Genomic DNA, 24,787 nt, shown 5'->3' with positions numbered 1-24,787 from the left:
CAAAACATGTTCGAACTGACCGGCCGCAAGGCGCTCGTCACCGGCGCATCGGGAGGCATCGGCGAGGCGATTGCCCGCGTGCTGCATGCGCAAGGCGCCATTGTCGGCCTGCACGGCACCCGCATCGAGAAACTGGAGACCTTGGCAGGCGAACTCGGCGACCGGGTCAAACTGTTCCCGGCCAATCTGTCGAACCGCGACGAGGTCAAGGCGCTTGGCCAGAAGGCGGAGGCCGAGCTCGAAGGCGTCGATATCCTGGTCAACAATGCCGGCATCACCAAGGACGGCCTGTTCGTGCGCATGTCGGACGCAGACTGGGACACGGTGATGGAGGTCAACCTGACCGCCGTTTTCCGGCTGACCCGCGAACTCACCCATCCGATGATGCGCCGCCGCCATGGCCGTATCATCAACATCACCTCGGTGGTCGGCGTGACCGGCAATCCCGGCCAGACCAATTACTGCGCCTCCAAGGCCGGCATGATCGGGTTCTCCAAATCGCTGGCGCAGGAGATCGCCACCCGCAACATCACCGTCAACTGCGTTGCCCCGGGCTTCATCGAATCGGCGATGACCGACAAGCTTAACGACAAGCAGAAAGAGGCGATCATGGCGGCGATTCCGACGCGCCGCATGGGCACGAGTGTTGAAGTGGCGTCCGCTGTCGCCTACCTCGCCTCCAACGAAGCCGCCTACGTCACCGGCCAGACCATCCATGTCAACGGCGGCATGGCGATGATTTGACGGATACAGCAGGGCTGTGAAAAGAGACCATTTCGCCTTGGACCTCAGCCATTTTTCGTGTAATGCGGCCCGCAACCCGGCGGTTCGGGCAAAAACCGGTCCGTGGCCGTGGCGTTTCCGGCAGGACCATCTTTCAGCTTGATTAGCGGCATTCTGCCCGCTAACGAAGACAGACAAACAAAAGACGAGGATGCCCCAAATGAGTGACACCGCAGAGCGCGTCAAGAAGATCGTCATCGAGCACCTTGGCGTCGATGCCGACAAAGTGACGGAGCAGGCGAGCTTCATCGATGATCTGGGCGCTGACAGCCTCGACACGGTCGAACTCGTCATGGCGTTCGAAGAAGAATTCGGCGTCGAAATTCCCGACGACGCAGCCGAGACCATCCTGACGGTCGGCGATGCGGTGAAGTACATCGACAAGGCTTCGGCCTGACGCTTTCCGCAGTCATCACCGGGGAGGACCTGCGATGAGGCGTGTCGTCGTCACGGGCCTAGGGTTGTTGTCGCCGTTCGGCATGGGCTTCGAGCACAGCTGGAAGGAACTTCTGACCGGCCGCAGCGCCGCCAAACGCATCACCGAGTTCGAGGTGGAGGATCTTGCTTGCAAGATCGCCCACGTCGTTCCGCGTGGTGACGGCAGCAATGCCACCTTCAATCCCGAGGCCGTTCTAGAGCCGAAGGAATTGCGCAAGATCGGCGATTTCATCCTTTACGGGATTGCAGCCGCCGATGAGGCGCTGAAGGATTCCGGCTGGGAACCCAAGACCCACGAAGAGCAATGCGCCACCGGCGTGCTCATCGGTTCGGGCATTGGCGGCATCGAGGGCATCGCCGAGAACGCGATGATCCTCAAGGAACGCGGCCCGCGCCGCATAAGCCCCTTCTTCATCCCGGGCCAGATCATCAATCTCGTCTCCGGCCAGGTTTCGATCCGGCACGGGCTGAAAGGCCCGAACCATGCCGTCGTCACGGCCTGTTCGACCGGCGCGCACGCCATTGGCGATGCGGCCCGGCTGATCATGTGGGGCGATGCCGACGTCATGGTCGCCGGTGGCGCCGAGGCGCCGGTGACGCGGCTGTCTATCGCCGGCTTCGCCGCTTGTCGGGCGCTGTCGACCGATCGCAATGACACGCCGCAGACGGCGTCGCGGCCCTATGACCGTGACCGCGACGGCTTCGTCATGGGCGAGGGCGCCGGTGTCGTGGTGCTTGAGGAACTGGAGCACGCCAAGGCGCGCGGTGCGAAGATTTATGCCGAGGTGACCGGCTACGGTCTCACCGGCGATGCCTACCATATCACGGCTCCGGCTGAAGACGGTGACGGGGCTTTCCGCTGCATGACGGCTGCGTTGAACCGGGCCAAGCTTACGCCCGCCGATGTCGACTACATCAATGCGCACGGCACCTCGACCATGGCCGACACGATCGAACTCGGCGCCGTCGAGCGGCTGGTCGGCAATGCGGCGTCGAAGATTTCGATGTCGTCGACCAAGTCGTCGATCGGCCATCTCTTGGGCGCGGCGGGTGCCGCCGAAGCCATCTTTTCGATCCTCGCCATCCGGGACAATGTCGCGCCGGCGACCATCAACCTCGACAACCCGGAGCGCGAAACCGCGATCGACCTGGTGCCGAACAAGCCGCGGGCTCGCCAGATTGACGTGGCGCTGTCCAACTCCTTCGGTTTCGGCGGCACCAACGCTTCGCTTGTGTTCCAGCGCTATAATGGCTGATCGTCCGGCTGCCGGGCGATGCTTCGGTCTGCCGTCAATTTTGCCATATTCGCCCCTACTCTGCCGCAGGGGATTCGTTGGGCGATCAAACGGTAGGGCAAAATGAACACAAATCCGTCGGGCAACGGAGAATTCGGGCAGCGGCCGGCGAACACCGGGCCGATCGTGCCGAAGACAGCCAGCGAGGCCTTGCGGCCGGAAGCCGGAACGCCGCCGCCGAAGCGCTCGCGCGCTTCGCGCAGCCAGGTCGTCGTGTTCATGAACTTCGTCATTTCCTTGGTGATGCTGATGGTTCTGGCAGCGGGCGCGGCGCTTTACTTCGGCAAGCAGGAATTCACCGAAGCCGGTCCCTCGGCCAATGGCGACACCTTCCTGGTCAAGCCGAACACTGGTGTCGCGGACATCGCCGACCAGCTTGAGCGCCGCGGCTTGATCAGCGACGCCCGCGTCTTCCGCCTTGGCGTGCGTGCCTTCGGCAATGATTCCGCGCTCAAGGCCGGCGAATACGAGATCAAGCCCCGGGCATCCATGCGCGACATCATGGAGCTTCTTAAGAGCGGCAAGTCGGTGATGTACTCGCTGACCATTCCGGAAGGGCTGACGGTTGAGCAGGCGCTGCAGCGTATCGCCGGCGAGCCCGCCTTGAGCGGCGACATGCCGCCGACAACGCCCCCCGAGGGCAGCCTTGCCACCGACACGCTGCGCTTCACGCGCGGTGCGACGCGCCAGCAGATGATCGACAAGCTGGTGGCCGATCAGAAGAAGCTGGTCGACGAGGTCTGGCAGCGTCGCGCGCCGGACCTGCCGCTCGCCAATGTCGAGGACTTCGTCACCCTGGCCTCGATCGTCGAGAAGGAAACCGGCAGGGGTGACGAGCGTTCGCGCGTTGCCGCCGTCTTCCTCAACCGGTTGGCCAAGGGCATGCGCCTGCAATCCGATCCGACCATCATCTATGGTCTGTTCGGTGGCAAGGGGAAGCCAGCGGACCGCCCGATCTACCAGTCGGACATTCAGAAGCAGACGCCCTACAACACCTATGTGATCAGCGGCCTGCCGCCGACGCCCATCGCCAATCCGGGCCGCGCAGCGCTTGAGGCCGTGGCCAATCCATCGAAGACCGACGATCTCTATTTCGTTGCCGACGGCACGGGCGGTCACGTCTTTGCCGCGACGCTGGACGAGCACAATGAGAACGTCGCCCGTTATCGTGCATTGCAGAAGAAGCAGGCCGATGACGCGGCCAAGGCTGCCGCTGCCTCTGATACCAACGGCAATGCCGACAAGCCTGCTGACGACAAGCCCGCTACAGACAAGCCTGCCGATGGCAGCGACGGCACCGGTGGCGACAATGGCGATGCCGGCGGCGATGCGGGTGACGCCCAGTAAGACGAAGAAAGGCGTTGCCCGGAAGGCGACAGCCTGACATTTGAAAGAACGCCAGGCGTCCGATTGCGACGCACCCGCGGCGTGGTTGTTTTCAAGCAGCACTTGCCCCGTCCGGAAAACTGGCTTTGGGGTGATGCGCCAGGGGGGTGCAGGCGACATGAATTTGCAGAGCATGACCGGATTTGCGCGTGCCGTCGCCGAGCGTGACGGCACCTCGATCGCCTGGGAGGTCAAGTCCGTCAACGGCAAGAGCGTCGAGGTGCGGCTGCGGCTGCCGCAGGGTTTCGAGCGGCTGGAGCCGACGGTCAGGCAAACGCTGCAGAAGCGTTTCGCCCGCGGCAATTTCCAGGCGACGCTGACCATCGGCCGCGCCGCCGGCGCGCAGGCGCAACCCGTCGTCAACGACGTCTTTCTAAAGGACCTTGCCGGGCTGGCGAAGCGGCTGCAGGAACAATTCGGCGTTGCCCCCGCGACGGCTGACGGGTTGCTGTCGCTGCGTGGCGTGCTCGACATTCCCGAGACCGTGGAAACCGAAGAGGCGCGCACCGCGCTCGACATCGCCATCATGGCTGCGCTCGACGTGGCACTGAAAGGGCTGGAACAGGCACGGCAGGGCGAGGGTGCGGCACTCGCTTTGCTGCTATCCGGCCACATCGACGCCATCGAGGCGCTGACTTTGCGCGCCGAGGCGGATCCGTCTCGCGAGACCACGGCGATCCGTGAACGCATCGCCGAGCAGGTCAAGCTGCTGATGGATGCGTCCGCCAATCTGGATGCGAGCCGGCTGCACATGGAGGCGGCGTTCCTCGCCACCAAGGCTGATATCCGCGAAGAGATCGACCGGCTGAAAACGCATGTCGCATCCGGCCGGACCCTGCTCGAGAGCGGCGGCGCCGTCGGCCGCAAGCTTGATTTTCTGGCACAGGAATTTAACCGCGAATCGAATACGCTGTGCTCAAAGTCGAACGCCGCAGCAGTCACCGCGATCGGGCTGGAGCTGAAGGCCGTGGTCGACCAGTTTCGTGAACAGGTCCAGAATCTGGAGTAGCCGATGGCCGCCAAGGAACCGATGGTTCCCAGGGATTTGGGATCCCGCATCCGCCGCCGGGGGCTGATGCTCGTGCTGTCGTCGCCATCCGGCGCCGGCAAGTCGACGATCGCGCGCAACCTCCTGGAAAGCGATTCCAGCCTCGAACTGTCGGTCTCGGTCACCACCAGGCCGCGCCGTGGCTCGGAGATCGAAGGTGTTCACTACCATTTCCGCACCATGCGCGACTTCGAACGGCTGCGCGATTCCGACGCGCTGCTCGAGTGGGCCGAAGTGCACGGCAATTGCTATGCGACACCGCGCGAACCCGCCGAACTGGCGCTGGCGCAAGGCCGCGACATGCTGTTCGACATCGATTGGCAAGGTGCGCAGCAACTGAAGGAGAAGATGCGCGCCGACATCGTCTCGATCTTCATCCTGCCGCCGTCGATGAAGGAATTGAAGGCACGGCTGAAGCGCCGGGCCGAGGACCAGGAAGCGGTGATCGAGACACGGCTGAAGAACGCTCGCAACGAGATCGAGCACTGGAAGGAATATGATTTCGTCATCGTCAATGACGATCTCGACCGTGCCTTCGCCGAGGTGCGCGGCATCGTCGTAGCCGAACGATTGCGGCGGGACCGCCGGCCCGGGCTTTTTGATTTCGTCTCGGGATTGCTGGACGAGAAGACGGTGTGAGGTCTTTTTTGCTTCTTCCCGAGAACGGGGAGAAGCGAGCTACACCGCATTGGTCAGTCGCACGAATTCCTCGACGCTGAGCGTTTCGGCGCGGCGGGTCGGATCGATGCCCGCGCGCTCGAGCAAGGCTTCGCCGCCGAGGCTTTTCACACTCTGTCGCAGCATCTTTCGGCGTTGGCCGAAGGCGGCTTCGGTGACGCGGCCGAGTTTCTTCACGTCAGTGGCCAGGGGTGTCGTGCGCGGCTCCAGATGCACCACCGAAGAGGTGACCTTGGGCGGTGGTGTGAAGGCCTGGGGTGGCACGTCGAAGGCGATCCTGGCCCGCGTGCGCCAGCCGGCCAGCACGCCAAGCCTGCCATAGGCATCGCTGCCGGGCGCAGCGACGATGCGCTGGGCCACCTCACGCTGGAACATCAGCGTCATCGACAGGTAGAAGGGCGGCCAGTCCACGACCGTCAGCCACCGGACGAGCAGTTCCGTGCCGATGTTGTACGGCAGGTTGGCCACGATCCGCACCGGATCACTGTCTCCGGCAGCCGCGGAGGCGAGGGCGGCGAAGTCGGCCTTCAGCGCGTCGCCGGAAATCACCTCCAGCCGGCCGGGATAGTGAGCGGAGACTTCGGCAAGGGCAGCCAGGCAGCGTTCATCGCGCTCGATGGCGACGACCCGGCGGGCGCCGTTGGAAAGCAGCGCCCTTGTCAGCCCTCCGGGTCCCGGGCCGACCTCGATCACTGCGGTGTTTGTGAGGTCGCCAGCAGCGCGTGCGATCTTGCCGGTCAAATTGAGGTCGAGCAGGAAATTCTGGCCAAGCGCCTTTTTTGCCTGAAGCCCATGGCGCTCGATGACGTCGCGCAGCGGCGGCAGACCGTCGATGCTCATGTGTTCGGACCCAAAACGATAGCGCTCATGCGGCCACCGCCTTTGCGTCGGTGTCGGCGAGCTTTCTGGCGAGCTTCAGCGCCGCGATCAGGCTGTCGGGCCGCGCAATGCCCTTGCCGGCGATGTCGAAGGCAGTGCCGTGGTCTGGCGAGGTGCGGATGAAGGGCAGGCCGAGCGTGACATTGACCGCCTCGTCGAAGGCCAGCGTCTTGGCCGGGATCAATGCCTGGTCGTGATACATGCACAGTACCACGTCGTAGCCTGCCCGCGCCCGGGCGTGGAACAGCGTATCGGCCGGCAGCGGGCCGAAAGCATCGATACCTTCGGCGCGCAGGATGTCGACTGCCGGGCGCACGATGCGCTCGTCCTCCAGGCCCATGGAACCGCCTTCGCCGGCATGTGGATTGAGGCCGGCAATGGCAAGCCTCGGCCTGGCAATGCCGAAGCGGCTGGCGAGGTCGGCCGCGGTGATGCGCGCGGTCGCGATGATCAGTTCGCTGGTCAAGGTCTTCGGCACCTCGGCCAAAGCGATGTGGATGGTGACGGGAACCGTGCGCAGGTCAGGCCCTGCGAGCATCATCACCGGCATTGCGTCGACACCGGTGTGCCGGGCCGCCAGGTGTGCCAGATATTCGGTGTGACCGGGAAAGCGGAACCCGGCGTCGTAGAGCGGCTTCTTGGCGATCGGGCAGGTGACGACGGCGGCGGCGTCGCCGGCAAGGCAGGCGGCTACAGCGCGGTCGATGGCCTCGACGGTGCCGGCCGCATTGGTCGGATCCGGCCGGCCAGGACTGTCGACGAATTGGGCAGCCAGCGGGACGATCGGCAGGCTATGGGCGAAAACCTGCACCGCTTGCGCCGGCGTTGTCTCGACGCTCGGAACCGATACACCCAGCCGGCTTGCCCGCGAGGCGATCAGCGTCGGATCTGCCAAAAGATAGAAGGCGGGTAGACCCACTGCCTCGCGGGCCAAGAAGGCGGCGATGGCGATTTCGGGGCCGATGCCGGATGGATCGCCGATGCTGAGCGCCAGCGCGGTCATCGCGCTCTTCACGTCAGCGCTTGACGATGCGGGCTTTCGCCTTCAGCTCGTCGACATATTTCTTGCTGAGATCCTCGGCGGCCTTGTCGCTGGAGCCTTCGCTCTGAAACACCATCTGGGCTGTTTTGTCGTCGGACACTTCGCGCGATGAGCAGATGCCGATGAATTCGACGCCGCGCTCGGTCTCGCGCGTGGTCGTGGCGGCGCCGACCTTGGTCGCCTTGATCTGCTCGGCCCAGTCCGGCGGCAATTGCGGCGCCAGCACCCGGCCCAGATCGCGAACGGTGACGTCGAGGAGGCCCTTGGCGAATTCGCGCGTCGTGTTGCAGCCATTGAAGCGGGCGCGCATGGCGTCGGCCTCGCGCTTGCGCTTGGCCAGCGTCGCACTGCGTTCGGCGGCGGGCACGACGAAGATGACCTGCTGCAGCATGTACTCGGTGGCGCTCGGTTTGGCCCCGCCTTTGTCGAGCATGCGCCTGACCGCATCCTGTTCGGTCACGCTGCCGCCTTCGCCGGAATGGTAACGCGCGCTCAAGGCCTGGTTCCAAGCCATCTGGGCGCGAATGAATTCCTTGAAATGGTCCTTGCTGACGCCGGATTTTTCCATGACGCCGTCAAGCTGGCTAAGCTGCATCTTGTTGCCGGAAGCAAAGCGCTGATAGGCAGCCTCGACCTGGGCGTCGCTGATGCGGATGCCAAGTCGCTTGGCCTCCGCCATGCGCAATGTCTGGTCGATCATTTCCTGGGCGGCGTCGCCCTTCTTGCGCTGCAATTTCAGGAAAGCGGCACGATGCGCGATATCGCCTGACGTGATTGGTATGTCGTTGACGACGTATTTGATCTCGCTGGCGAAAGCCGGTGGCGTCAAGACGGTCATCGACACGGATGTCGCCGCCACAAGCAGCGCAAACCCTGCTGAAAAGAGGTATTTCCTCATCATTAGCATCCCAATTCTATCCCGGCTCCGCCCAATTTCGTCCTCTTCCGGGTGCGCGAATCCGTGCCAGCCCTATGCGGCGAAACGATGTCTCGCCGGCTATTGGATGGTGTCGACTGCGCTGGTCGACGAGCCGAAGTCGCCAAGGGTGCGGAACGACAGGTTGAAGCCGATGCTCTGTGTCACTTCCCTGGTGTTCAGGTCACGCGACTGCGAGTACGTCATCAGATAGGTGAAGCAGGAATCGTTGTAGGCGAAGCCGACTCCATCCTTGACCAGCAGGCTTTCCTGCAGATCATACGTTCCTGTCCCGAACACGCGCCAGTTCTGGGCCAGATGCGTGGAGGCACCCAGCGTGACCTCATGACGATCGGTGGTGAATCCGTAGAGCGGCTGAGCCTGGATGAAGGCGTATTTGGCGCTCAACGACACCGGAAGGCCCGAATAGGCGGCCCTCAACTCGGCGCGGCGCATCTCGAAGGTCTGTTCGTCGAAGCGGCCACTGACCGAGGCCGCGAATCCATTCGGGCTGTTAATGCCGAACAGACCGACATAGTCGGACTTGGTGGTCTGAAGGCCCGAATAGGCGCCGACATTGACCAGATCCGGCGCGGCGAAGGAGTTCTCGCCGCCAATCTGATAGGACTGGCCGAAAATCGCATTGGTGCCCCAGCCATTGATGTAGGAGCCGGAATAGCGGAAGCCGACATTGGCACGCGAGCCGCCCTCGATGCGGTCATAACCGGAGAACTTGTCGCGTTCGAACAGGGTGGTCGCATCGAAGACCATGCTCTGGGCGTCTTCGTTCGGAATGGAGAGGCCGCCGACATATTGTTCGTTCGGACGCATAAAGACCTGCGCCATAGGCTCGATGACATGGCTGGATCCGCTGGCCATGGAAAACAGCAGCGGCCAGCGCATTTCGAGGCCGGCGGTTGCCATGTAACGGGCAAACGACGAACGCATATCGTCCTGCTCGCCCAAATTTGTCGCCATCTGGTTGACGGCGGCGAGCGAGGCCGATGATGCATTGAGGTAGTCGACGTCGCCCTGCAGGGCCAGCAACGGAGTCAGCACCAGTCCGTTGTCGGTGACGAATGACCGCTTCCACTCGGCCTCGGCGGTCAGACGGTCGGATTCGCCTTCGATGCCGCGCACACGCTGGGTACCCGAACCGGGCACGTAAGGGGTAAAGTAGGTCTCATCCAGTTCATCGCGATGGAGCACTCGCGCGTTGACATTGAGCGACAGCTGGCCGCCGGCGACCGCTACATCGGGGATGTATGCGTAGTCGAGCGATGGCAGCACCCAAGGCTGCTGGTTGCTGCGCGCGGAGATATTGCTGTTGAGCGTATCTTCCTGCACGTCGAAGTGCATGGCTCGCACATCGAAGTAGTTGCGGCCGTTGAGTCCCGTCAAGTAGACCGCCGACTGATGTACGCCGGCATTATACTTGTCGATATTGTAGGTGCTCGAAAAGTCCTTGTCGGTCTGCAGCAGCACGTCCCAGCCGAAATTCCAGCGCTCGTTGATGGCGAACTGCCCTTGCGTGCCCATCATGCCGCGGAACTTGTTGGGATCGCCCATCGTGCCCGAATCGATGTTGCGCCCGGCGCTGTCGATGAAGGCGTCGGGATTCTGCTGCTGGATCCCCGCGACCTTGAAACTGTACTCGCCATTGTTGAAACGCTGGCGCCACTCGGCCTCTCCGAGGAAACCCTGCTTGGTATAGCCGCTTCCTGTCACCGTCAGATCATAAGTCGGCGAAAGTGCGAAATAATAGGGAATCTTGACGCTGTAGCCCAGGTGGCTGTTGTAGTTGATGCTGGGGATCAGGAAGCCGCTCTTGCGCTTCACCGTCGGGTCGGCGATCTCGAACGCGGGCAGGTAGGCGAGCGGAAAACCGAAGAATTCGAAATTCGCATTCTCGAAGCGAACCGTCTTCTTCTCGCCGTTCCAGATGATCTTCCTAGCCTTCACGCGCCAGGTCGGTGCCTTGTCGGGCTTGTCCTCGCACGGCTCGCAGGCGGTGTAGACGCCATTGTGGAAGGTCGTCAGCACGCCGCCCATGCGCTCGGCGCTTTCGGCGGCGAAATAGGCCTTGTCGATGGTTTCAACGCGCAGCGCGTTGACGAAACCGTCGGCGAAATCGTCGGTGATATCGATATGCTGCGAATTGATCTTGGTGCCGTCGCTGTTGACGATCTCAACATTGCCGGTGGCAACCATCCGCTTGGTGTTGCGGTCGTATATGACCTTCTGGGCGACGAGGCGGTTGCCGCCATAGTCGATCTGCACGCCACCGACAGCGGTCACCGTCTGGTTGTCGTTGTTGTACTCCAGCGTGTCGGCCGCCAGCAGCATCTGCGAGCCGGGAGGCACGTTGGTCGCCATCTTGCCGACTTCCTGCGCGAAGGCAGGCAAAGGCACGGCGCAGGCAAGCAGGCACGCCAAGGCGCTCGCCGCATAAAGGCGCACCAAATTGGCCTGCCTGTCGCTGGGCAAAAACGCCTCCCTCACTAGCCGTCTTCCTTGTATAGCAGGAAAGTCACCCCGAAGAACATAGCTACCACGACCGGCACCCAGGCGGCTATGGCTGTCGGTACGAATCCCGCCACGCCGAATGCCTTCACCAGCACCGAAACGACATAAAGCAGAAACCCGGCAACGACGCCACCCAGAATCATCGTCGCCGATTGCCCCATTCTCGCAAATCGCATTGAAACTGTTGCCGCAATCAGCGTCATGGCGACGAGAAGGAACGGCAACGCCACCAGCGAATCAAACTGCATGGCAAAGGCATTTGCCTTGAGGCCGAAGGAACGGGCAACCTCGATTTTTCCAGGCAGGTCGTAGAACGGAATGGTCTCCGGGCGCGCCAGCCGCTCCTGCACGAATTCGGGCTTCAGATTGGTTGGCACACGATCGCTGGCCGCGGGCTGGATGGTGCCGTTCCTGAAGGTCTTCACATCCTGCAATTCCCAGTAGCCGTCCCGCAGATAGGCGCGGGCGGCGTCCGTGCGCTCGACGATATTGCCTTTCGGATCGAGGATGAAGAAGACGACATCGGCCATCTCGAGGCCCTGGTTGAGGATGGCCCGCGCACCGATGATGGTGTCACCGGTGGCGGTTTTCTGGCGAATCCAGGGTGCGGCATCGGCCGAAACCGTATTTGATTTGCCGGAGCGCAACTGGGTCTCGATCTGCTCGGACAAGGAGAAGGCATGCGCGGCGAGCGGGTTGATGAGCCCGACCGAGACAAAGCCGAACAGCAACGCTCCGATGCAGCATGGCAAAAGGAATTGCCAGGCGGAAACGCCGGCGGACCGCGCGATGACCAGCTCGTAACGGCGGTTGAGCGAAACCAGTGTCGCCATTGCCGAGAACAGGCCGACAAACGGCACCGTCTGCAGCATGATCATCGGCATACGAAGGCCCGAAATGGCCACCGCCGTCCCATAGGTGAAACCGGGCAGGCCGGTGGTGCGGCCGGACAGCTCGGTGAAATCGATCAGGAACACTAGCGCCAGCAGGCCCAGGAAGAACCAGATCGTGATCGTCACATAGCGGAAGAAGAAATAACGGCCCAGTGTCCAGCCCATCAGCCGATCCCCTGACCTGAAGTGCCACGCCTCGACCAACGCAGTTTGAGGGCATTCCAGCCGTCAGTGAAGCGGCTGGCCAGGTTCGTCATCCTGTCCGCCCAGGCCACCGGCAGTTCCATGGTCCGGTTCGACACGATGAACCAGATGGCCACGGCGGAAGCCACAATCGGCACGCCATAGACCATATAGGCGTATTGCGGCACTTCATCGGCCTTGCTGGCGGCAAAGAAACCCAGCCAGCGCACGAACAGGGATATGGTGATCGCCGTGATCAAAGGATTGACGCGCGCCTCGCGATGCGAGCGCGCATCGCCGGCGACCGCGAGCGCGATCAGCGCGAAAACCATGGAATAGGTCCATTCGGAAAACCGCTGGTCGATCTCGGCCCGGTATTCCTGCGGATTTTGCTGAAAACTCTTGTCGTTGGGGCTTGGATTGAGCAGGTACTGGGTGGTCTGGTCCTTCGGCAACAGCGTCACTGAGGAGGCCGCCGCCATGAAGGCCGACATGTCGAAGGCATAGGAAGTGAACCGGATGACGCTAAGGTCGCCGGTGAGCGTTTTGCGGTGGATGACGCCGTCGTTCATCATCAGCACCTTTTCGCCGCCGCGTTCGACGACGCTGCCGGTCTTGGCGTAGTAGACGAGATTGACGCCTTCCTCGCGCGAATCGGCGACGAAGATGCCGCCCAGCTTGTTGTCGGGAAGCCGCTCGCCAATCTGCAGGAACAGCCCGTCCTCGATCTTTCGGAAAGTGCCTTCCTGGATGATCAGCGACAACAGGTCGGCGCGCGACTCCGCCACCAAAGCCCGGTTCTTCTGGCGTGCATAGGGATCGATGCCATTGTCGACGGCAAAGGAAAAAACACTGGCGGCGAGGGCCAGAAGCATGATTGGCCGCGCGATCGTCCAGCGCGAGGCGCCGGCGGCGTTGACGACGGCGAGTTCGGAATCCGAATTCATGACACTGAGTGTCTGGGCGACCGCCACCACCAGCGCGAAAGGCACGACGATCGGAATGATCGACGGAAGAATGAGGGCGGCGACCTCGAAGAAGGTCAGCGACGACTGGCCGCTGTCGGTGACCAGATCGATCTTGGCCAGCACCTGCGTGGTCCACACGATGGCCAGCGTCCAGACCAGCGCTGCCAGGAAGACCACGAAAGCGCGGCGCATGATGTAGCGTTCAACGACCTTCATGAAGGCTTTACTCGATTTTCTCGAACGGCATCATGCCACCGCGCTAAGGGTAGCTGTCCGGCGACGCCCGCACAACTGGCTCCGATGGGCTCGATCAGGCAGGCGAACCGGTTCCCGTCCGACGTCGCGTGCCGCAATGGACCGGAGTGTCGGAGGGAATGGATAAGAAAGGGAAAACATCGATGGTTAATAACATGTTGCGGCGTAAAGCGGGGCCGTGCCGCGACGAATCGCCATCGATTCCAAGTGTCATATGGGTGGTCATTTTGGCAAAGTCTTGCCAAATGCCGGAAAACGACCAAATGTCGCGGATCACTTAAAACCGCTTCGCGCACAATCGCGCAATCCCCGAAAGCAGGACATGATGAACCCGAGACCGTTGATCGCCTTTGCAAAATTCGCCGCGCCTCAGACAGCGGCGAACAGGAAGGGCACCGTCTTCGTGCTGTCGGCGGATGACGGTGGCCTGAGCGATGCGGCCACGGCCTACGATCCCGGCAAGACGCTGGATCGGGCCTTTCCGGTGGCCGAGTTCAGCGGCAAGTTCGCCGGCGTCGTCGAGATTCTGGCACCGGAAGGAACGTCGCTCGACCGGCTGGTCGCGGTCGGCGCCGGCAAGGCGGCGGGGCTCGATGAATATGCCTGGCTGAAACTCGGTGGCACCATTGCGGCGTCGCTGCGCAAGGCAACCGACGTCGCCGTGGTGCTCGACCTGGTCGGCGCCTCGGCTGATGGCATGGACGCCGCCAACCTTGCTGCGGGCATTCTCCTGCGCAGCTACTCCTTCGACAAGTACAAGACCAGGAAGGACAAGGATGACGCAAAGGCCGATCCGAAAAAGCCGGTCAAGGTCACCATCCACACCGCCGACCCCGCGGGCGCCAAGAAGGCTTTCGCCGAGACCAAGGCGGTGGTCGACGGCGTGCTTCTGGCGCGCGACCTGGTCAACGAACCGGCAAACGTGCTGGGACCGGTCGAGTTCGCCGCCCAGGCCAAGGAACTCGAGGCGCTCGGCGTCAAGGTCGAGATCCTGGCCGAGAAGGAGATGAAGAAGCTCGGCATGGGCTCGCTGCTCGGCGTAGCCCAAGGCTCGCCTCGCGGAGCCCGCATGGCGATCATGCAGTGGAACGGCGGCAAGCCCAAGGACAGCCCGATTGCCTTCGTCGGCAAGGGCGTCACCTTCGACACCGGCGGCAATTCGATAAAGCCGGCTTCGGGCATGGAGGACATGAAGGGTGACATGGGCGGCGCCGCCGCCGTCACCGGGTTGATGCATGCCCTGGCCGCGCGCAAGGCAAAGGCCAATGTCGTCGGCATCATCGGCCTCGTCGAGAACGCCGTCGACGGCCATGCCCAGCGTCCCGGCGACATCGTCACCTCGATGTCGGGCCAGACCATCGAAGTGCTGAACACCGACGCCGAAGGGCGCCTCGTGCTCGCCGACGCGCTGTGGTACTGCAACGACCGCTTCCAGCCGAAATTCATGGTCAATCTGGCGACGCTGACCGGCGCCATCATGGTTGCGCTCGGCCTGCACTATGCCGGCCTGTTCTCCAACAATGACGAACTGGCGGAGAGGCTGGCGGCGGCGGGGCAGGCGACGCAGGAACGGTTGTGGCGCATGCCGCTCGGCGCCGAATACGACAAGCTGATCGATTCCAAGAACGCCGACATGAAGAACATCGGCGGCCGCTATGGCGGCGCCATCATCGCCGCGCAATTCCTGCAGCGCTTCGTAAAGGATACGCCCTGGGCGCATCTCGACATTGCCGGCACGGCGATGGGCTCGCCGTCGAGCGAGATCAACCAGTCCTGGGGTTCAGGCTTCGGCGTGCGCCTGCTCGACCGGCTGGTGCGCGATCACTACGAAAGCTGACCTTGATCCATGGCCGACGTGCTGTTCTACCACCTGACCGAATCGACGCTGGAGGAGGCGCTGCCCGGCCTGCTCGAGCGCAGCGTTGATCGTGGCTGGCGCGCGGTGGTGCAGACCGGCACCGAGGAACGGCGTGACGCGCTCGACCAGCATCTGTGGACCTTCCGCGACGATTCGTTCCTGGCGCATGCGACCGACCGCGAGGCCTATCCCGGTGAACAGCCTATCCTGTTGACCACCGGCGACGGCAATCCCAACGAGGCCAGGATAAGGTTCCTGGTCGACGGCGCGATGCCGCCCGAACTCAGCGGCTACGAGCGTGCCGTATTCCTGTTCGACGGCCATGACGCCGCCCAGGTCGAGGCGGCCCGGGTGCATTGGAAGACGATGAAGGATGCCGGCCATGCCGTGACCTACTGGCAGCAGTCATCAGACCGCCGCTGGGAGCGCAAGGCTTAGCCCAGCGGCTTCTGGCAAATGGCGATGCCTATTCCATTGCCTTGATTCGGTTTTCTTTCTTGGTGACGTAGTCGCCGTATTTCAATTTCATGAACTCGTCCGCCAGGTTGCGATGCGAGCTCCTGAAGATGTACCAGTCGCCATCCGGTAACTTGCGCTGGTAGAGCACCCGGCCGGTCTGGCGATGTTCGAAGCAGGTGAGGGCATTGGAGTCGCCCCCCGCGCCATGCCATTTCGCCCGGAAGCAGAGCTTGCCTCCTCCGGGAATGAACCAGATCCCGTCACCGTAACCCAGCTTGCCCTTGTCTGAAGTCCAGGCGCTGAATTGACGATGCTGCACGGCAAAATAACCCGCACCGTTTCGGCCCCAGAGCCACGAGCGGTTCTGATACATCTGGTAGATGCCTTCGTCGGGCACCGCTTCGGCCTGCCTGGCCAGTTCTGCGACTTGCGCCGCTGTCTTGGCTCCCGCCGGAAGCTGGAAAGCCAGGACTGCTATGGAACAGGCAAATGCTGTTCCAATGGAATTCCCCAGTACTCGTTTCACGACCCCACCCCAACAATTTTACGCTAGGCTCAGTTCATACGCTTGCACTTAGACAGTACGCTTAGGGCAGGACATGCTGGGTAACCCTCCAGTCGGGCAGCCCATAGCCGCCCAGCCATGGCCACACTTCCTTCTGGTTGAAGTAGACGACCGACGTCAGAGCCGGAAATTCCGAATAGGACTTGCGGGAATCGGCCGCCCATTGCGAAACATATTCCTGCTTCCCGACATAGCCGAGTTCCGCCACTTCGATCGGCTTGTTGAAACCCGCGACGCGGTCATAGCCTGGCTTCAGCGTCTCGGCGAACGTACGGTCACGACCGGCCTCGTTATTGTCCTTTGTCTGCAGACCGAACACCGACAGGCCGATGACGTCGACGTAGTCGTCGCCAGGGTAGTATTTCTCCAGACCCTCTTCGCCTTTGGGCGACCACATGTATTTGGCGGCCGGAGCGGCCTTGCGGCAAAGATCGACCTCGCGCTTGTAGGCGGCGATCCAATCCTTGGGGGCCCAGTTGGCCCATGTGAAGCGGCCGTTCTTGTCTTCCATTTCCTGCGCCCAGCGAATGGTGACGGGGCTCTTCATGGCCCCCACCAGGTTGCAGATTGCCTGCATGTTGGCGTCATATTTGCCGCTCAATATGCCATCGCGCAGTTCGTTAGGCGTGATGCGCCAGTCCTTCGACCAGGTCCAAGGCTCGATCGTGATCAAGAGCGACCGGTTTCGCTGAAGGGCATAGGCATCGGCCAAGGGCAGGGTCGCCAGATCGACGTCTTCCCAAGGCAGGAACAACTCCTCGATGCTGGCGGTCTTGTCGGCGCTGAAGTCGCCGTAGGGATCATAGGATCCGAACGCCGACGCGGCGCTGCTCGTCTGAACGGGATCCGTAGCGGCTGCCGAGCCGGCGCCTGCCGGAATCGAGAACGCTGCGCTTCCGCCCAAAGCGAACGCGATTGCAAGTGCACTTGCCGCATAGTTTTTCATGTTTGTTCTCCCATCGCCTGAACTTCCCGCGGAAGTCAAAGCGTCGCCACTGCGCATCGAACTCGATGCGACTGCCCAAGACCGATCGCTCTATTGGCGGAATTTGTGGGATACGTAGCGACCATTGGGGCGTGCGAATCTTCGCACAGGAACTACCCAACAATTATCTCTCAAAGCACCGACATCGAGGAGCTACAGAGAGAGATTTCGCCGCGATACTCACAAATTCGCGTCAATATCCCGATATATCATCCCTGACTAATTTAAGAGCCGGTCGGGACCAAGAGTCAAGTGCAATTAAGGGTTGCTTAACCATGCCCTTCGCAACATGGTTAACGCTGCTTTCGGGCCAGAGCGCACCAGGCCTTCGCGGCCCCATCGACGAATTCTCCAACGCAAAAAGATCGCCGGCTCGCCGTTTCAGGGGAGGTCGGTGGCGAGCGCCTCACGGAATTCCCGCTTCGATTCAAGGCGTTAGGTTAACCAGTTCTCAAGAAGGTTGGTTAAGGAACACTTAATTTAGTTGACTCTAAGGGAACGCAGGCGGATTCTGTGGCGGGGTTTGAAGCTTGTCGGCTGTCGTTCGGCTGACGTTCAGAGTGCGGCGGTACGTGTATGAGTGTTTCCGCGGACGTAGGAACCATCAGTGGTAAGACCAGGCCGACACGACGGCGTGGGGCGGCTCTGACCAACGCGTCGGAGAAAGCTCCTTTCCTCGTACCTGTTCTGTCGGCCAACCAGCGGCGGGTGTGGGCGTTGGGACTTGCTTGCTGGTCAGTCACGTTCGGGGTTTTCTGGGTCTGGTGGCTGCGGCCGGAGCACGTTGAGCACGTCGTTCCATACCTGTTGGCGACGCTCACCCTTGTTTGGCTCACGTTCATGCCGATGTACTTTCTCTTGAACGTGCATGCGATGAAAAAGCCGTCCGGACTTCACACCATCTCGGGACATTCGCGTGTCGCGATGGTGGTGACTAAAGCTCCGTCCGAACCGTTGTCCGTGGTTGCTAGAACCCTCGAGGCGATGCTGGCGCAGGACTATCCGCATGACACCTGGCTGGCCGACGAGGACCCCTCCGAGGAAACGGTCGCCTGGTGCGGTGCCCATAACGTCATGATTTCGACGCGGCGCGGACGGCAAGACTATCACCGCAAGGTGTGGCCGCGCCGCACTCGCTGCAAGGAAGGCAACCTGGCGTTTTTCTACGACCACTACGGCTATGAGCGGTATGATTTCGTCGCCCAGATGGATGCCGACCACGTACCGACCCCAACCTATCTCCGGGAAATTCTGGTCGCTTTTGCCGACCCAGCGGTCGGGTATGTCTCCGCGCCGAGCATTTGCGACAACAATGCCGCAGAGAGCTGGTCAGCGCGCGGCCGGCTGTTTCCGGAAGGGATGTTCCATGGCCCCTTGCAGTCGGGTCACACGCGCGACGGAACGCCGCTTTGCATCGGTTCGCATTATGCCGTTCGAACCGCCGCGCTCAAGCAAATCGGCGGCCTTGGTCCGGAACTGGCCGAAGATCACTCGACGTCCATGCTGTTCATTGCAGCCGGATGGCGCGGCGTGCATGCGACAGACGCTATCGCTCATGGCGACGGCCCGCAAACCTTCGCCGATCTTGTCACGCAAGAATTCCAGTGGTCGCGGAGCTTGATGACGATCATGCTCGAATACTCGCCCATCTATCTTTCGAAGCTGACGCCGCGGCTGAAGTTTCAATTCCTGTTTCGTCAGCTCTGGTATCCGCTGTTCGCCATATTCTCGCTTTTCATGTATGTCATGCCGATCTATGCACTTCTGTCGGGGCAGAATTTCGCTAATGTGACTTATACCGAGTTCCTGTGTTATTACGCGCCAAATTCGACAGTCTTGGTTCTTCTCGTGATGATCCTGAAGGCCTTCGGTCTGTCGCGTCCGCTCACCGCGAAGACAATCAGTTGGGAAGGAACGCTGTTCTCATTCTTTGCACGTTGGCCGTGGGTGTTGGCGGGCACGCTGTCGTCCATTCGTGATTATCTGACCAAGTCGTTCGTCGACTTTCGCGTTACCCCCAAAGGCAGTGGTCCGAAAAACCTCCTGCCTGCCCGCGTCATCGTTCCCTACGTGGTGCTTGCGATCGGCGCTTCTTTGCCAGTTCTTCTTGCCGACCACGCTTCGAGCGCTACGGGGTTCTACTGGTTTGCTGCCTTCAATGCGTCTATCTATGGTTTGCTTGTGGTTGTGATCATCGTCCGGCATCTCGTAGAAAACAGAATTTCGTTGCGTCGCAATGTAGCGAAGTTCGCCTTGCAGGCTTCGCTCGCCGGCGTTGCGGTCTCGGTGCCAGGCGCTGCACTTTATGATCGCGGCCTCGAAGGCATATATGGGCTGCAGCAGGGGGCGGGCAGTCTGCGCATCGTCAGCGTCGCCTATCCCGTCTCTGGCGCCGGCCGTGGTGGGGTCGGAACCCGGACATTCCACTTTAACCCCGGCTGGGATGAAGCACCCGTCAAATAAGTCGAATGGAAATGCCCCGAGACAGCTGTCGTTCAAGCAAGTAACTTTATGATTGAAATTCTATCGATCGACTGCCGCCGTTTTTGGGTGAGGATCGTTGCGGCCAACAGTCACAGTCCTCAACGGCGACTAGGCTGAGCCGGTCGGAATGAAATCCTTTTTGATGGCACGCCGCGCAACCTCGAGCGAGAACCTGTTTTGCGGCTCGAGAGGCCACTAGATACAACCAAACAATGTTTGCATTTTAATCATATCCGATGGAAGCGCGAAATACTGTGCTGACCATGCCGTTTGCGCGAATGTTAATAAGTATCCCCTAATATTAAGCCATGATGTGAATAGCGGTTGGCCGTTCACACGGCGCGGAAGACACCAAAGAAAAATATGTCCGCGTCCAATCGACTTGCATTTATCGGCAGGGGATAGGTGATGAACAAAGTCATGAGGGGTCTGGTTGCTAAGGGCAGAAAAAATGCCTGGTCTATAGCTGCCGTTGCATTGATCTCGATGGTTTCCGGTTGCCAGAGCATGGACGCGACCACGACCGGCTCACTCGCCGGCAAGCCTGCGGTGCATGCGCCGGTCAAGAAGATCCATTACGTCGTCAAGAAGCGGTCCCATGTGTTCAGCCGCAAGCGCCTCATGCAGACGACCAGCGTGACGCGCACGACCGAAACGGCCTATGCCGCTTTCGTACGGCCACAGCGGGCCGGGATCATCAAGCCTGCTCCGGTGAGGGTTTCTTACAAGCTGGGCGGCGATGGCGGCCCATTCCTCGGCCATTCGCCCTGGATCTGCGGTCCGAGCGGATTTGGCCAGCGCGCGGCTTGCCGCGCACGCTAGCAGGAGTTCGGCGGGGGACTGGAATCCGAGCGCGAGAGGGGGAGGCGGTGCGGGCCGCGCATCCACCCATCGCGCCCGGATTTCCATTCGTGCCGATACCAATCGACGAACGCCTTCGATCCTCTTCGATCGGCTCTCGTGGATTGATGTCGAAGTCTCACATCGGCCCGCGTTTGCGGGGTCTTGTCGCCCCCTTGGCCTGAAGCACTTCGTTACGGCGCAAAAGGTTGACATCGGTCTTTGCCCGGCTGTTAATGCTCGTAAGCCAGTTGCTGACTGCGCGGCTTGGGAACCTGAGCTGCGTCGATGGGGAGAACGCTCCGTGGTGGCGCGTCCTGGGTCATGATTGTGTCGGCGCTACGCTGGATCGAGATGCGAAAACCGACATGCGACCGCTGATTGCGCCGACAGTTTCGACCGGGTTGCCCTGGCCTCGCGCAGGTAAAGAACGCGGCCAGTCTGCCAGGCGCATATGGCTTGTGCCTCTGCTAGTCGTTTGTGGCCAGCTGGCGCTTGTCGGAGTGGCTCACGCGACCGACGAAAAGAAGCCGGAGCCTGTGGAAGCAGCCGCCACCGTGCCGACGGCTTTTGAGCTGCAGCTTCTCTACACCGACCGCACATGGCTATGGAAAGACGGAGCGGCCTATTTCGGAAAGGCCGGCCGACCCCTCAGGGCGTGGACGTCGGGGCAGGGTTCAGCCTCCGTCGCCGAGGGCAGGTGGCTGGTGACCAAAGACGGCCAGATGTGCATGGAAGTCGCCTGGCGGTCCAAGAGCTATAAGGGCAAGCTGCAGCGCACCTGCTACAGCCACCGCATCAAGGGCGAGACCATTGAGCAGCGCAAGGACCCGGATGGGGAATGGTACAGTTTTAAGCGAACTCCCGAGGATCCTTCCGACGAATACCGGAAATTCGTAGCCGGCGACACCAAGAGCGCGCAGTTCGAAGAGACCCGCAAGCTGATCGATTCCAAGAATTAGGTCTCGGCCGCTAAGCCGACAGTAGCATGCGGCGCATGAGCGTTGACACAGTCCGCATTGCGCGATCCGCTCCAGACCCATCGCGGCGGCAGAGCAGACCCCAAATCCGTCCCTGCTTTGACAGTAGGTTGCCTTTGCCGGCGCCTGTCAAGGCACCTGCGAATCGCTTATGGTGAAGCATCAAGCGGTTCGGTGGAGCAGCCGGCGCGCCGAACGCTGATTGATCGCATTCAATTGTATCTGACGGACGACGAGGCGGTGGGCTTACCATAGGGTTTTGATTAAATTTAATAATTAGTGATGTCTAATGTTCGTGCGCGATGTGCGAGTGGTTGCCACGCGGCGTGGAAGCGACGGAGGCATGTGTGTCGCAATACGCCCTTGGCTTATACTTGATAACGAGGGACATATGATGAACAAATCCGCAATGGGCGCATTTCGCCCAAGCAAAAATATAGTATCTGTTGTTGCGATTGTGGCGATGATCTCAGCGATTGCAGGCTGCCAGGGTATGGATGCGACCGAGACCAATTCGGTCTCCATCAAGCCTGTGGTCCACCCGATCCGCAGCAAACCCGCGGCCCTGCCGGTCTACGCCATGTCCACGGTTCATTCGCTCAGAATCGAGCCTCGGATTCTGATGACGAGCGCGGCACAGACGACCGAAAGTGATTATGCTTTTGCGTCACCACAGCCGGCCAAGGTTCGCACGCCGGGGCCTGTGAAGGTCGCCTTTAATCCTGGCGAAGATGGTCCGTTGCTGGGCGGTTCGCCTTATATCTGCAGTCCCAGCGGATTTGGCCAACGCGCAAGCTGCCACCCGCGCTATCTCTGATCTAGCGAGCAGCGACGGACGCTGCCGCCTCGCTGGGCGGCAGTTGCACTGATTGTGTCTGCAACCCGAAGAATGGCGCCGCCGTCCTGACGATCGTGTCGATGTCGGAAAGCTCAGGCACAAAGCCAAGCTGCGCACGCGCCTTGCCCGGATCGGCATAGAGCTCGGCCGGGTCTCCCAGGCGCCGGGCTCTGAAGACGGTCGGAACCGGTCTTGAGGTTATCCGGCTTACCGCCTGTACGATCTCCTTGATGGATACGCCTCGCCCGGTACCAAGGTTGACTGCCAGGCTTTGTCCGCCGCCCTCGAGGTGTTGGAGCGCTTTCAGGTGGGCGCGGGCAAGATCGCTGACATGGATATAGTCGCGCACGCAGGTCCCGTCCGGAGTATCGTAGTCCGTGCCGAAGACCTCGATTTCGTCGATGATGCCTGACGCCGCCATCAGCACCCTGGGAACCAGATGCGTTTCGGGCGAATGCCACTCGCCGATTTCGCCGTCGGGATCGGCGCCGCAGGCATTGAAATACCGCAGGATTGCGAATTTCATCCCGTAGGCCGACGCATAGTCGCCAATGATCTGTTCGCCCATCAGCTTGGTGCGCCCGTAAGGGCTGATCGGATTTTGCGAGGAGGTTTCGCGAACGGGCAATGCTTCCGGCACGCCGTAGGTTGCGCAACTGCTGGAGAAGATGATGTTTTCAATGGCGTGCGCACGTGCCGCGTCGAGCACGGCGACGGTGCCGGCCACATTGGTCGAATAATAGTCGGCAGGCTCGTGAACGGATTCCCCGACATAGGCCAGCGCCGCGAAGTGGATGACCGACGTCGGCCTGTATGTCCCGATCGCCGCCCGCAGCGCATCCCGGTCGCGGATATCGCCGACGACCAGCGGACCCCAGGTGACGGATTTCTGGTTGCCTCGGCACAGATTGTCGAAGGCCACGGGCAGATAGCCGGCGGCGGCGAGCAGCTTGCAGGTGTGACTGCCGATGAAGCCCGCTCCGCCTGTTACCAGGATCGCCGGTCGGCTCATGAAGCCGCTGCCCCCGTGATCATCCGGCTGCCGTAGAGCAAGGTATCGAAATAATCGACGGTGTGCGCGAGCCCCTGGGCCAGGTTGATCTTCGGCTCCCAGCCGAGATTGTCCCTGGCGAAGGAAATATCCGGTTTGCGCTGCCTGGGATCGTCGACCGGCAGCGGCCGATGCACGATCTTCGATCGGGATCTGGTGTAGCCGACGACCAGCGTCGCGAGCTCCATGATGGTGAATTCGCCGGGATTGCCGAGATTGACCGGATGGGCAGGCGCACGCGGCGTATTCATCAGCCGCATGAAGCCCTCGATCAGGTCGTCGGCATAACAGAAGGAGCGGGTCTGCAGGCCGCTGCCATAGACGGTCAGGTCTTCGCCGCGCAGGGCCTGGACGATGAAGTTCGAGACCACGCGCCCGTCATCGGGCTGCATGCGGCGACCGTAGGTGTTGAAGATACGGGCAACGCGGATGTCGAGCCCATATGTCCGCGAATAGTCGAAGAACAGGGTTTCGGCCGAACGCTTGCCTTCATCATAGCAGGACCGCGGTCCATGCGTGTTGACATTGCCGAAATAGCTCTCGGGCTGCGGGTGCACGAACGGGTCGCCATAGACCTCCGAAGTCGAGGCCTGGAATATCTTGGCATTGTTCCGGCGCGCGAGCTCCAGAAGGTTTAGCGAACCGAGCACGCTGGTCTTGAATGTATGGATCGGGTCCGCCTGATAGTGCGGCGGAGAGGCAGGGCAGGCGAGATTGTAGATCTCGTCGCACTCGAGGCCCACAGGCAGCGGATCTACGATGTCGTGCTCGATGCAGCTGAACCTGGGATTGCGCAGAAGGGCATTGAGATTGTATTCTTTTCCGGTGTGGAAATTGTCCAGCGCGACGACGTCATACCCATCCCGCAACAGTCGTTCGCACAGATGCGACCCCAGGAAGCCTGCGCCTCCGGCAACCAGGGCGCGACGTCGTTTTTGGTTGGGCTCCCTTTGACCGCTTCCGGAGCCCAGTTTCAGAACCTTGATGACCTTGCTCATGCTTTCCCCTTACGCAACGCGCACGCTACCGCCGAGCCGGGACAAACAGTCCGGCCGCGCCTTCAGACCGTGACAAACCCTCCGCATCGGCGGATTCGCCAACATGATGTGCGTTAATTGTTCTCTGGGTTCGCCGGGCTGGTGCTACACGGCTTTCACGTGCCGCTGCCCACACCCGTATCCACACCCGAAATCGCGATCACCCGCCCGGTGCCATCATCGTCGATTGCTCGCCCAAATTGCACATCCCAACAGCTTGAAAATATACCTGTGGAAATCCCAGTCAACTAAATTAGTAGTTGATTAACTACAACATTTTGCGAATGGTTAACCCTCGGGTGGGTTTGGGCCCGCAACGCCGGACTGTGAGGCTTGAAGAGGATACTCTTTTCAAATCAACAGTTTGGATCGGCCATTTGACGAAGTGTCGGGGGCTTGG

23 protein-coding genes are annotated in these 24,787 nt (G+C 61.3%); 12 read left to right on the top strand and 11 right to left on the bottom strand.

The features are described 5' to 3' along the window. Nucleotides 1–6 precede the first annotated feature (6 nt). From fabG to fabF, 3 genes are all read left to right on the top strand, one after another. Nucleotides 7–744, top strand: a complete 738-nt coding sequence (gene fabG / locus HGP13_RS25820; protein ID WP_096456439.1) for a 3-oxoacyl-[acyl-carrier-protein] reductase — start codon at nucleotides 7–9, stop codon at nucleotides 742–744. A 199-nt stretch (nucleotides 745–943) separates the two neighbouring features. Continuing rightward, nucleotides 944–1,180 carry an acyl carrier protein gene (locus HGP13_RS25815; protein WP_006203723.1) on the top strand — a complete coding sequence of 79 codons (237 nt, stop codon included), beginning with the start codon at nucleotides 944–946 and terminating at the stop codon, nucleotides 1,178–1,180. A gap of 34 nt (nucleotides 1,181–1,214) precedes the next feature. Beyond that, nucleotides 1,215–2,477, top strand: coding sequence for a beta-ketoacyl-ACP synthase II (gene fabF / locus HGP13_RS25810; protein WP_172230506.1), 1,263 nt, complete (start codon nucleotides 1,215–1,217; stop codon nucleotides 2,475–2,477). Here the strand turns inward: fabF and HGP13_RS38055 are convergent. Further along, nucleotides 2,465–2,737, bottom strand: coding sequence for a hypothetical protein (locus HGP13_RS38055; protein ID WP_246707124.1), 273 nt, complete (start codon nucleotides 2,735–2,737; stop codon nucleotides 2,465–2,467). The two genes, fabF and HGP13_RS38055, sit on opposite strands and share 13 nt — an antisense overlap. Here HGP13_RS38055 and mltG point away from each other — a divergent pair. The 3 genes from mltG to gmk all read left to right on the top strand — a co-directional run bounded on the left by mltG (nucleotide 2,736) and on the right by gmk (nucleotide 5,589). Then, nucleotides 2,736–3,863 (top strand): endolytic transglycosylase MltG, encoded by a 1,128-nt coding sequence (gene mltG / locus HGP13_RS25805; RefSeq protein ID WP_246707123.1) that lies wholly within the window; start codon nucleotides 2,736–2,738, stop codon nucleotides 3,861–3,863. The genes HGP13_RS38055 and mltG overlap by 2 nt on opposite strands. 157 nt (nucleotides 3,864–4,020) lie before the next feature. Then, nucleotides 4,021–4,911, top strand: a complete 891-nt coding sequence (locus tag HGP13_RS25800; RefSeq protein ID WP_172230500.1) for a YicC/YloC family endoribonuclease — start codon at nucleotides 4,021–4,023, stop codon at nucleotides 4,909–4,911. 21 nt (nucleotides 4,912–4,932) lie between these two features. Beyond that, on the top strand, nucleotides 4,933–5,589 hold the full coding sequence (gene gmk, locus HGP13_RS25795; RefSeq protein WP_172234850.1) for a guanylate kinase: 657 nt from the start codon (nucleotides 4,933–4,935) through the stop codon (nucleotides 5,587–5,589). Between the two features lie 39 nt (nucleotides 5,590–5,628). On the opposite strand, the gene rsmA is transcribed toward gmk, so the two are convergent. From rsmA to lptF, 6 genes are all read right to left on the bottom strand, one after another. Next, a complete protein-coding gene (rsmA, locus tag HGP13_RS25790; protein ID WP_172230497.1) occupies nucleotides 5,629–6,468 on the bottom strand; it encodes a 16S rRNA (adenine(1518)-N(6)/adenine(1519)-N(6))-dimethyltransferase RsmA in 840 nt (279 codons plus the stop codon). Between the two features lie 25 nt (nucleotides 6,469–6,493). Continuing rightward, on the bottom strand, nucleotides 6,494–7,510 hold the full coding sequence (gene pdxA / locus HGP13_RS25785; protein ID WP_172230494.1) for a 4-hydroxythreonine-4-phosphate dehydrogenase PdxA: 1,017 nt from the start codon (nucleotides 7,508–7,510) through the stop codon (nucleotides 6,494–6,496). Nucleotides 7,511–7,523: 13 nt separating this feature from the next. Next, on the bottom strand, nucleotides 7,524–8,456 hold the full coding sequence (locus HGP13_RS25780; RefSeq protein ID WP_172230491.1) for a peptidylprolyl isomerase: 933 nt from the start codon (nucleotides 8,454–8,456) through the stop codon (nucleotides 7,524–7,526). A gap of 90 nt (nucleotides 8,457–8,546) precedes the next feature. Further along, a complete protein-coding gene (locus HGP13_RS25775) occupies nucleotides 8,547–10,967 on the bottom strand; it encodes an LPS-assembly protein LptD (protein ID WP_172230488.1) in 2,421 nt (806 codons plus the stop codon). Then, entirely contained in the window at nucleotides 10,967–12,052 is a 1,086-nt protein-coding gene (lptG, locus tag HGP13_RS25770) for an LPS export ABC transporter permease LptG (protein WP_172234849.1), read from the bottom strand. The genes HGP13_RS25775 and lptG overlap by 1 nt, the downstream gene beginning before the upstream one ends. Continuing rightward, a complete protein-coding gene (gene lptF / locus HGP13_RS25765) occupies nucleotides 12,049–13,251 on the bottom strand; it encodes an LPS export ABC transporter permease LptF (RefSeq protein ID WP_172230485.1) in 1,203 nt (400 codons plus the stop codon). Before lptF ends, lptG begins: the two co-directional genes overlap by 4 nt. Before the next feature lie 364 nt (nucleotides 13,252–13,615). On the opposite strand from lptF, the gene HGP13_RS25760 reads away from it, so the two are divergent. Then, the gene (locus HGP13_RS25760; RefSeq protein WP_172234848.1) at nucleotides 13,616–15,127 is read left to right on the top strand and encodes a leucyl aminopeptidase; all 1,512 of its coding nucleotides are present in this window, start codon (nucleotides 13,616–13,618) and stop codon (nucleotides 15,125–15,127) included. Between the two features lie 9 nt (nucleotides 15,128–15,136). Continuing rightward, the gene (locus HGP13_RS25755) at nucleotides 15,137–15,586 is read left to right on the top strand and encodes a DNA polymerase III subunit chi (RefSeq protein WP_172230482.1); all 450 of its coding nucleotides are present in this window, start codon (nucleotides 15,137–15,139) and stop codon (nucleotides 15,584–15,586) included. Nucleotides 15,587–15,614: 28 nt separating this feature from the next. Here HGP13_RS25755 and HGP13_RS25750 read toward each other — a convergent pair whose 3' ends face one another. Together HGP13_RS25750 and HGP13_RS25745 are read right to left on the bottom strand one after the other, a co-directional pair. Further along, entirely contained in the window at nucleotides 15,615–16,133 is a 519-nt protein-coding gene (locus tag HGP13_RS25750) for a DUF995 domain-containing protein (RefSeq protein ID WP_172230479.1), read from the bottom strand. 61 nt (nucleotides 16,134–16,194) lie between these two features. Beyond that, complete coding sequence (locus HGP13_RS25745; RefSeq protein ID WP_172230476.1) at nucleotides 16,195–17,118, bottom strand: glycoside hydrolase family 26 protein; 924 nt, start codon at nucleotides 17,116–17,118, stop codon at nucleotides 16,195–16,197. Between the two features lie 615 nt (nucleotides 17,119–17,733). On the opposite strand from HGP13_RS25745, the gene HGP13_RS25740 reads away from it, so the two are divergent. From HGP13_RS25740 to HGP13_RS25725, 4 genes are all read left to right on the top strand, one after another. Next, on the top strand, nucleotides 17,734–19,620 hold the full coding sequence (locus tag HGP13_RS25740) for a cellulose synthase catalytic subunit (protein WP_172230473.1): 1,887 nt from the start codon (nucleotides 17,734–17,736) through the stop codon (nucleotides 19,618–19,620). A 429-nt stretch (nucleotides 19,621–20,049) separates the two neighbouring features. Beyond that, the gene (locus HGP13_RS25735) at nucleotides 20,050–20,463 is read left to right on the top strand and encodes a hypothetical protein (RefSeq protein WP_172230470.1); all 414 of its coding nucleotides are present in this window, start codon (nucleotides 20,050–20,052) and stop codon (nucleotides 20,461–20,463) included. Between the two features lie 521 nt (nucleotides 20,464–20,984). Beyond that, the gene (locus HGP13_RS25730; RefSeq protein ID WP_246707122.1) at nucleotides 20,985–21,443 is read left to right on the top strand and encodes a DUF995 domain-containing protein; all 459 of its coding nucleotides are present in this window, start codon (nucleotides 20,985–20,987) and stop codon (nucleotides 21,441–21,443) included. Nucleotides 21,444–21,852: 409 nt separating this feature from the next. Next, the gene (locus HGP13_RS25725; RefSeq protein ID WP_172230467.1) at nucleotides 21,853–22,278 is read left to right on the top strand and encodes a hypothetical protein; all 426 of its coding nucleotides are present in this window, start codon (nucleotides 21,853–21,855) and stop codon (nucleotides 22,276–22,278) included. Between the two features lies 1 nt (nucleotide 22,279). On the opposite strand, the gene galE is transcribed toward HGP13_RS25725, so the two are convergent. Further along, complete coding sequence (gene galE / locus HGP13_RS25720; protein ID WP_172230464.1) at nucleotides 22,280–23,311, bottom strand: UDP-glucose 4-epimerase GalE; 1,032 nt, start codon at nucleotides 23,309–23,311, stop codon at nucleotides 22,280–22,282. Further along, entirely contained in the window at nucleotides 23,308–24,348 is a 1,041-nt protein-coding gene (locus tag HGP13_RS25715; protein ID WP_172230461.1) for a UDP-glucuronic acid decarboxylase family protein, read from the bottom strand. Before HGP13_RS25715 ends, galE begins: the two co-directional genes overlap by 4 nt. Between the last annotated feature and the right edge of the window lie 439 nt (nucleotides 24,349–24,787).

The sequence above is a fragment of the Mesorhizobium sp. NZP2077 genome, from assembly GCF_013170805.1.
GTDB lineage: Bacteria > Pseudomonadota > Alphaproteobacteria > Rhizobiales > Rhizobiaceae > Mesorhizobium.
The sequence above is the reverse complement of the archived record's forward strand: the minus strand, read 5'-3'. Positions and strand labels throughout refer to the sequence as shown.

Bases quoted from the DNA above. Each gene is read 5' to 3' on its own strand.
- HGP13_RS38055 (WP_246707124.1), bottom strand. From the start codon at position 2,737: ATGAACACGACGACCTGGCTGCGCGAAGCGCGCGAGCGCTTCGGCGGC.
- HGP13_RS25745 (WP_172230476.1), bottom strand. From the start codon at position 17,118: ATGAAAAACTATGCGGCAAGTGCACTTGCAATCGCGTTCGCTTTGGGC.
- HGP13_RS25800 (WP_172230500.1), top strand. From the start codon at position 4,021: ATGAATTTGCAGAGCATGACCGGATTTGCGCGTGCCGTCGCCGAGCGT.
- HGP13_RS25755 (WP_172230482.1), top strand. From the start codon at position 15,137: ATGGCCGACGTGCTGTTCTACCACCTGACCGAATCGACGCTGGAGGAG.
- rsmA (WP_172230497.1), bottom strand. From the start codon at position 6,468: ATGAGCATCGACGGTCTGCCGCCGCTGCGCGACGTCATCGAGCGCCAT.
- HGP13_RS25715 (WP_172230461.1), bottom strand. From the start codon at position 24,348: ATGAGCAAGGTCATCAAGGTTCTGAAACTGGGCTCCGGAAGCGGTCAA.
- pdxA (WP_172230494.1), bottom strand. From the start codon at position 7,510: ATGACCGCGCTGGCGCTCAGCATCGGCGATCCATCCGGCATCGGCCCC.
- gmk (WP_172234850.1), top strand. From the start codon at position 4,933: ATGGTTCCCAGGGATTTGGGATCCCGCATCCGCCGCCGGGGGCTGATG.
- HGP13_RS25740 (WP_172230473.1), top strand. From the start codon at position 17,734: ATGAGTGTTTCCGCGGACGTAGGAACCATCAGTGGTAAGACCAGGCCG.
- fabF (WP_172230506.1), top strand. From the start codon at position 1,215: ATGAGGCGTGTCGTCGTCACGGGCCTAGGGTTGTTGTCGCCGTTCGGC.
- lptF (WP_172230485.1), bottom strand. From the start codon at position 13,251: ATGAAGGTCGTTGAACGCTACATCATGCGCCGCGCTTTCGTGGTCTTC.
- mltG (WP_246707123.1), top strand. From the start codon at position 2,736: ATGAACTTCGTCATTTCCTTGGTGATGCTGATGGTTCTGGCAGCGGGC.
- HGP13_RS25780 (WP_172230491.1), bottom strand. From the start codon at position 8,456: ATGCTAATGATGAGGAAATACCTCTTTTCAGCAGGGTTTGCGCTGCTT.
- HGP13_RS25760 (WP_172234848.1), top strand. From the start codon at position 13,616: ATGAACCCGAGACCGTTGATCGCCTTTGCAAAATTCGCCGCGCCTCAG.
- HGP13_RS25725 (WP_172230467.1), top strand. From the start codon at position 21,853: ATGATGAACAAATCCGCAATGGGCGCATTTCGCCCAAGCAAAAATATA.
- HGP13_RS25735 (WP_172230470.1), top strand. From the start codon at position 20,050: ATGAACAAAGTCATGAGGGGTCTGGTTGCTAAGGGCAGAAAAAATGCC.
- fabG (WP_096456439.1), top strand. From the start codon at position 7: ATGTTCGAACTGACCGGCCGCAAGGCGCTCGTCACCGGCGCATCGGGA.
- galE (WP_172230464.1), bottom strand. From the start codon at position 23,311: ATGAGCCGACCGGCGATCCTGGTAACAGGCGGAGCGGGCTTCATCGGC.
- HGP13_RS25815 (WP_006203723.1), top strand. From the start codon at position 944: ATGAGTGACACCGCAGAGCGCGTCAAGAAGATCGTCATCGAGCACCTT.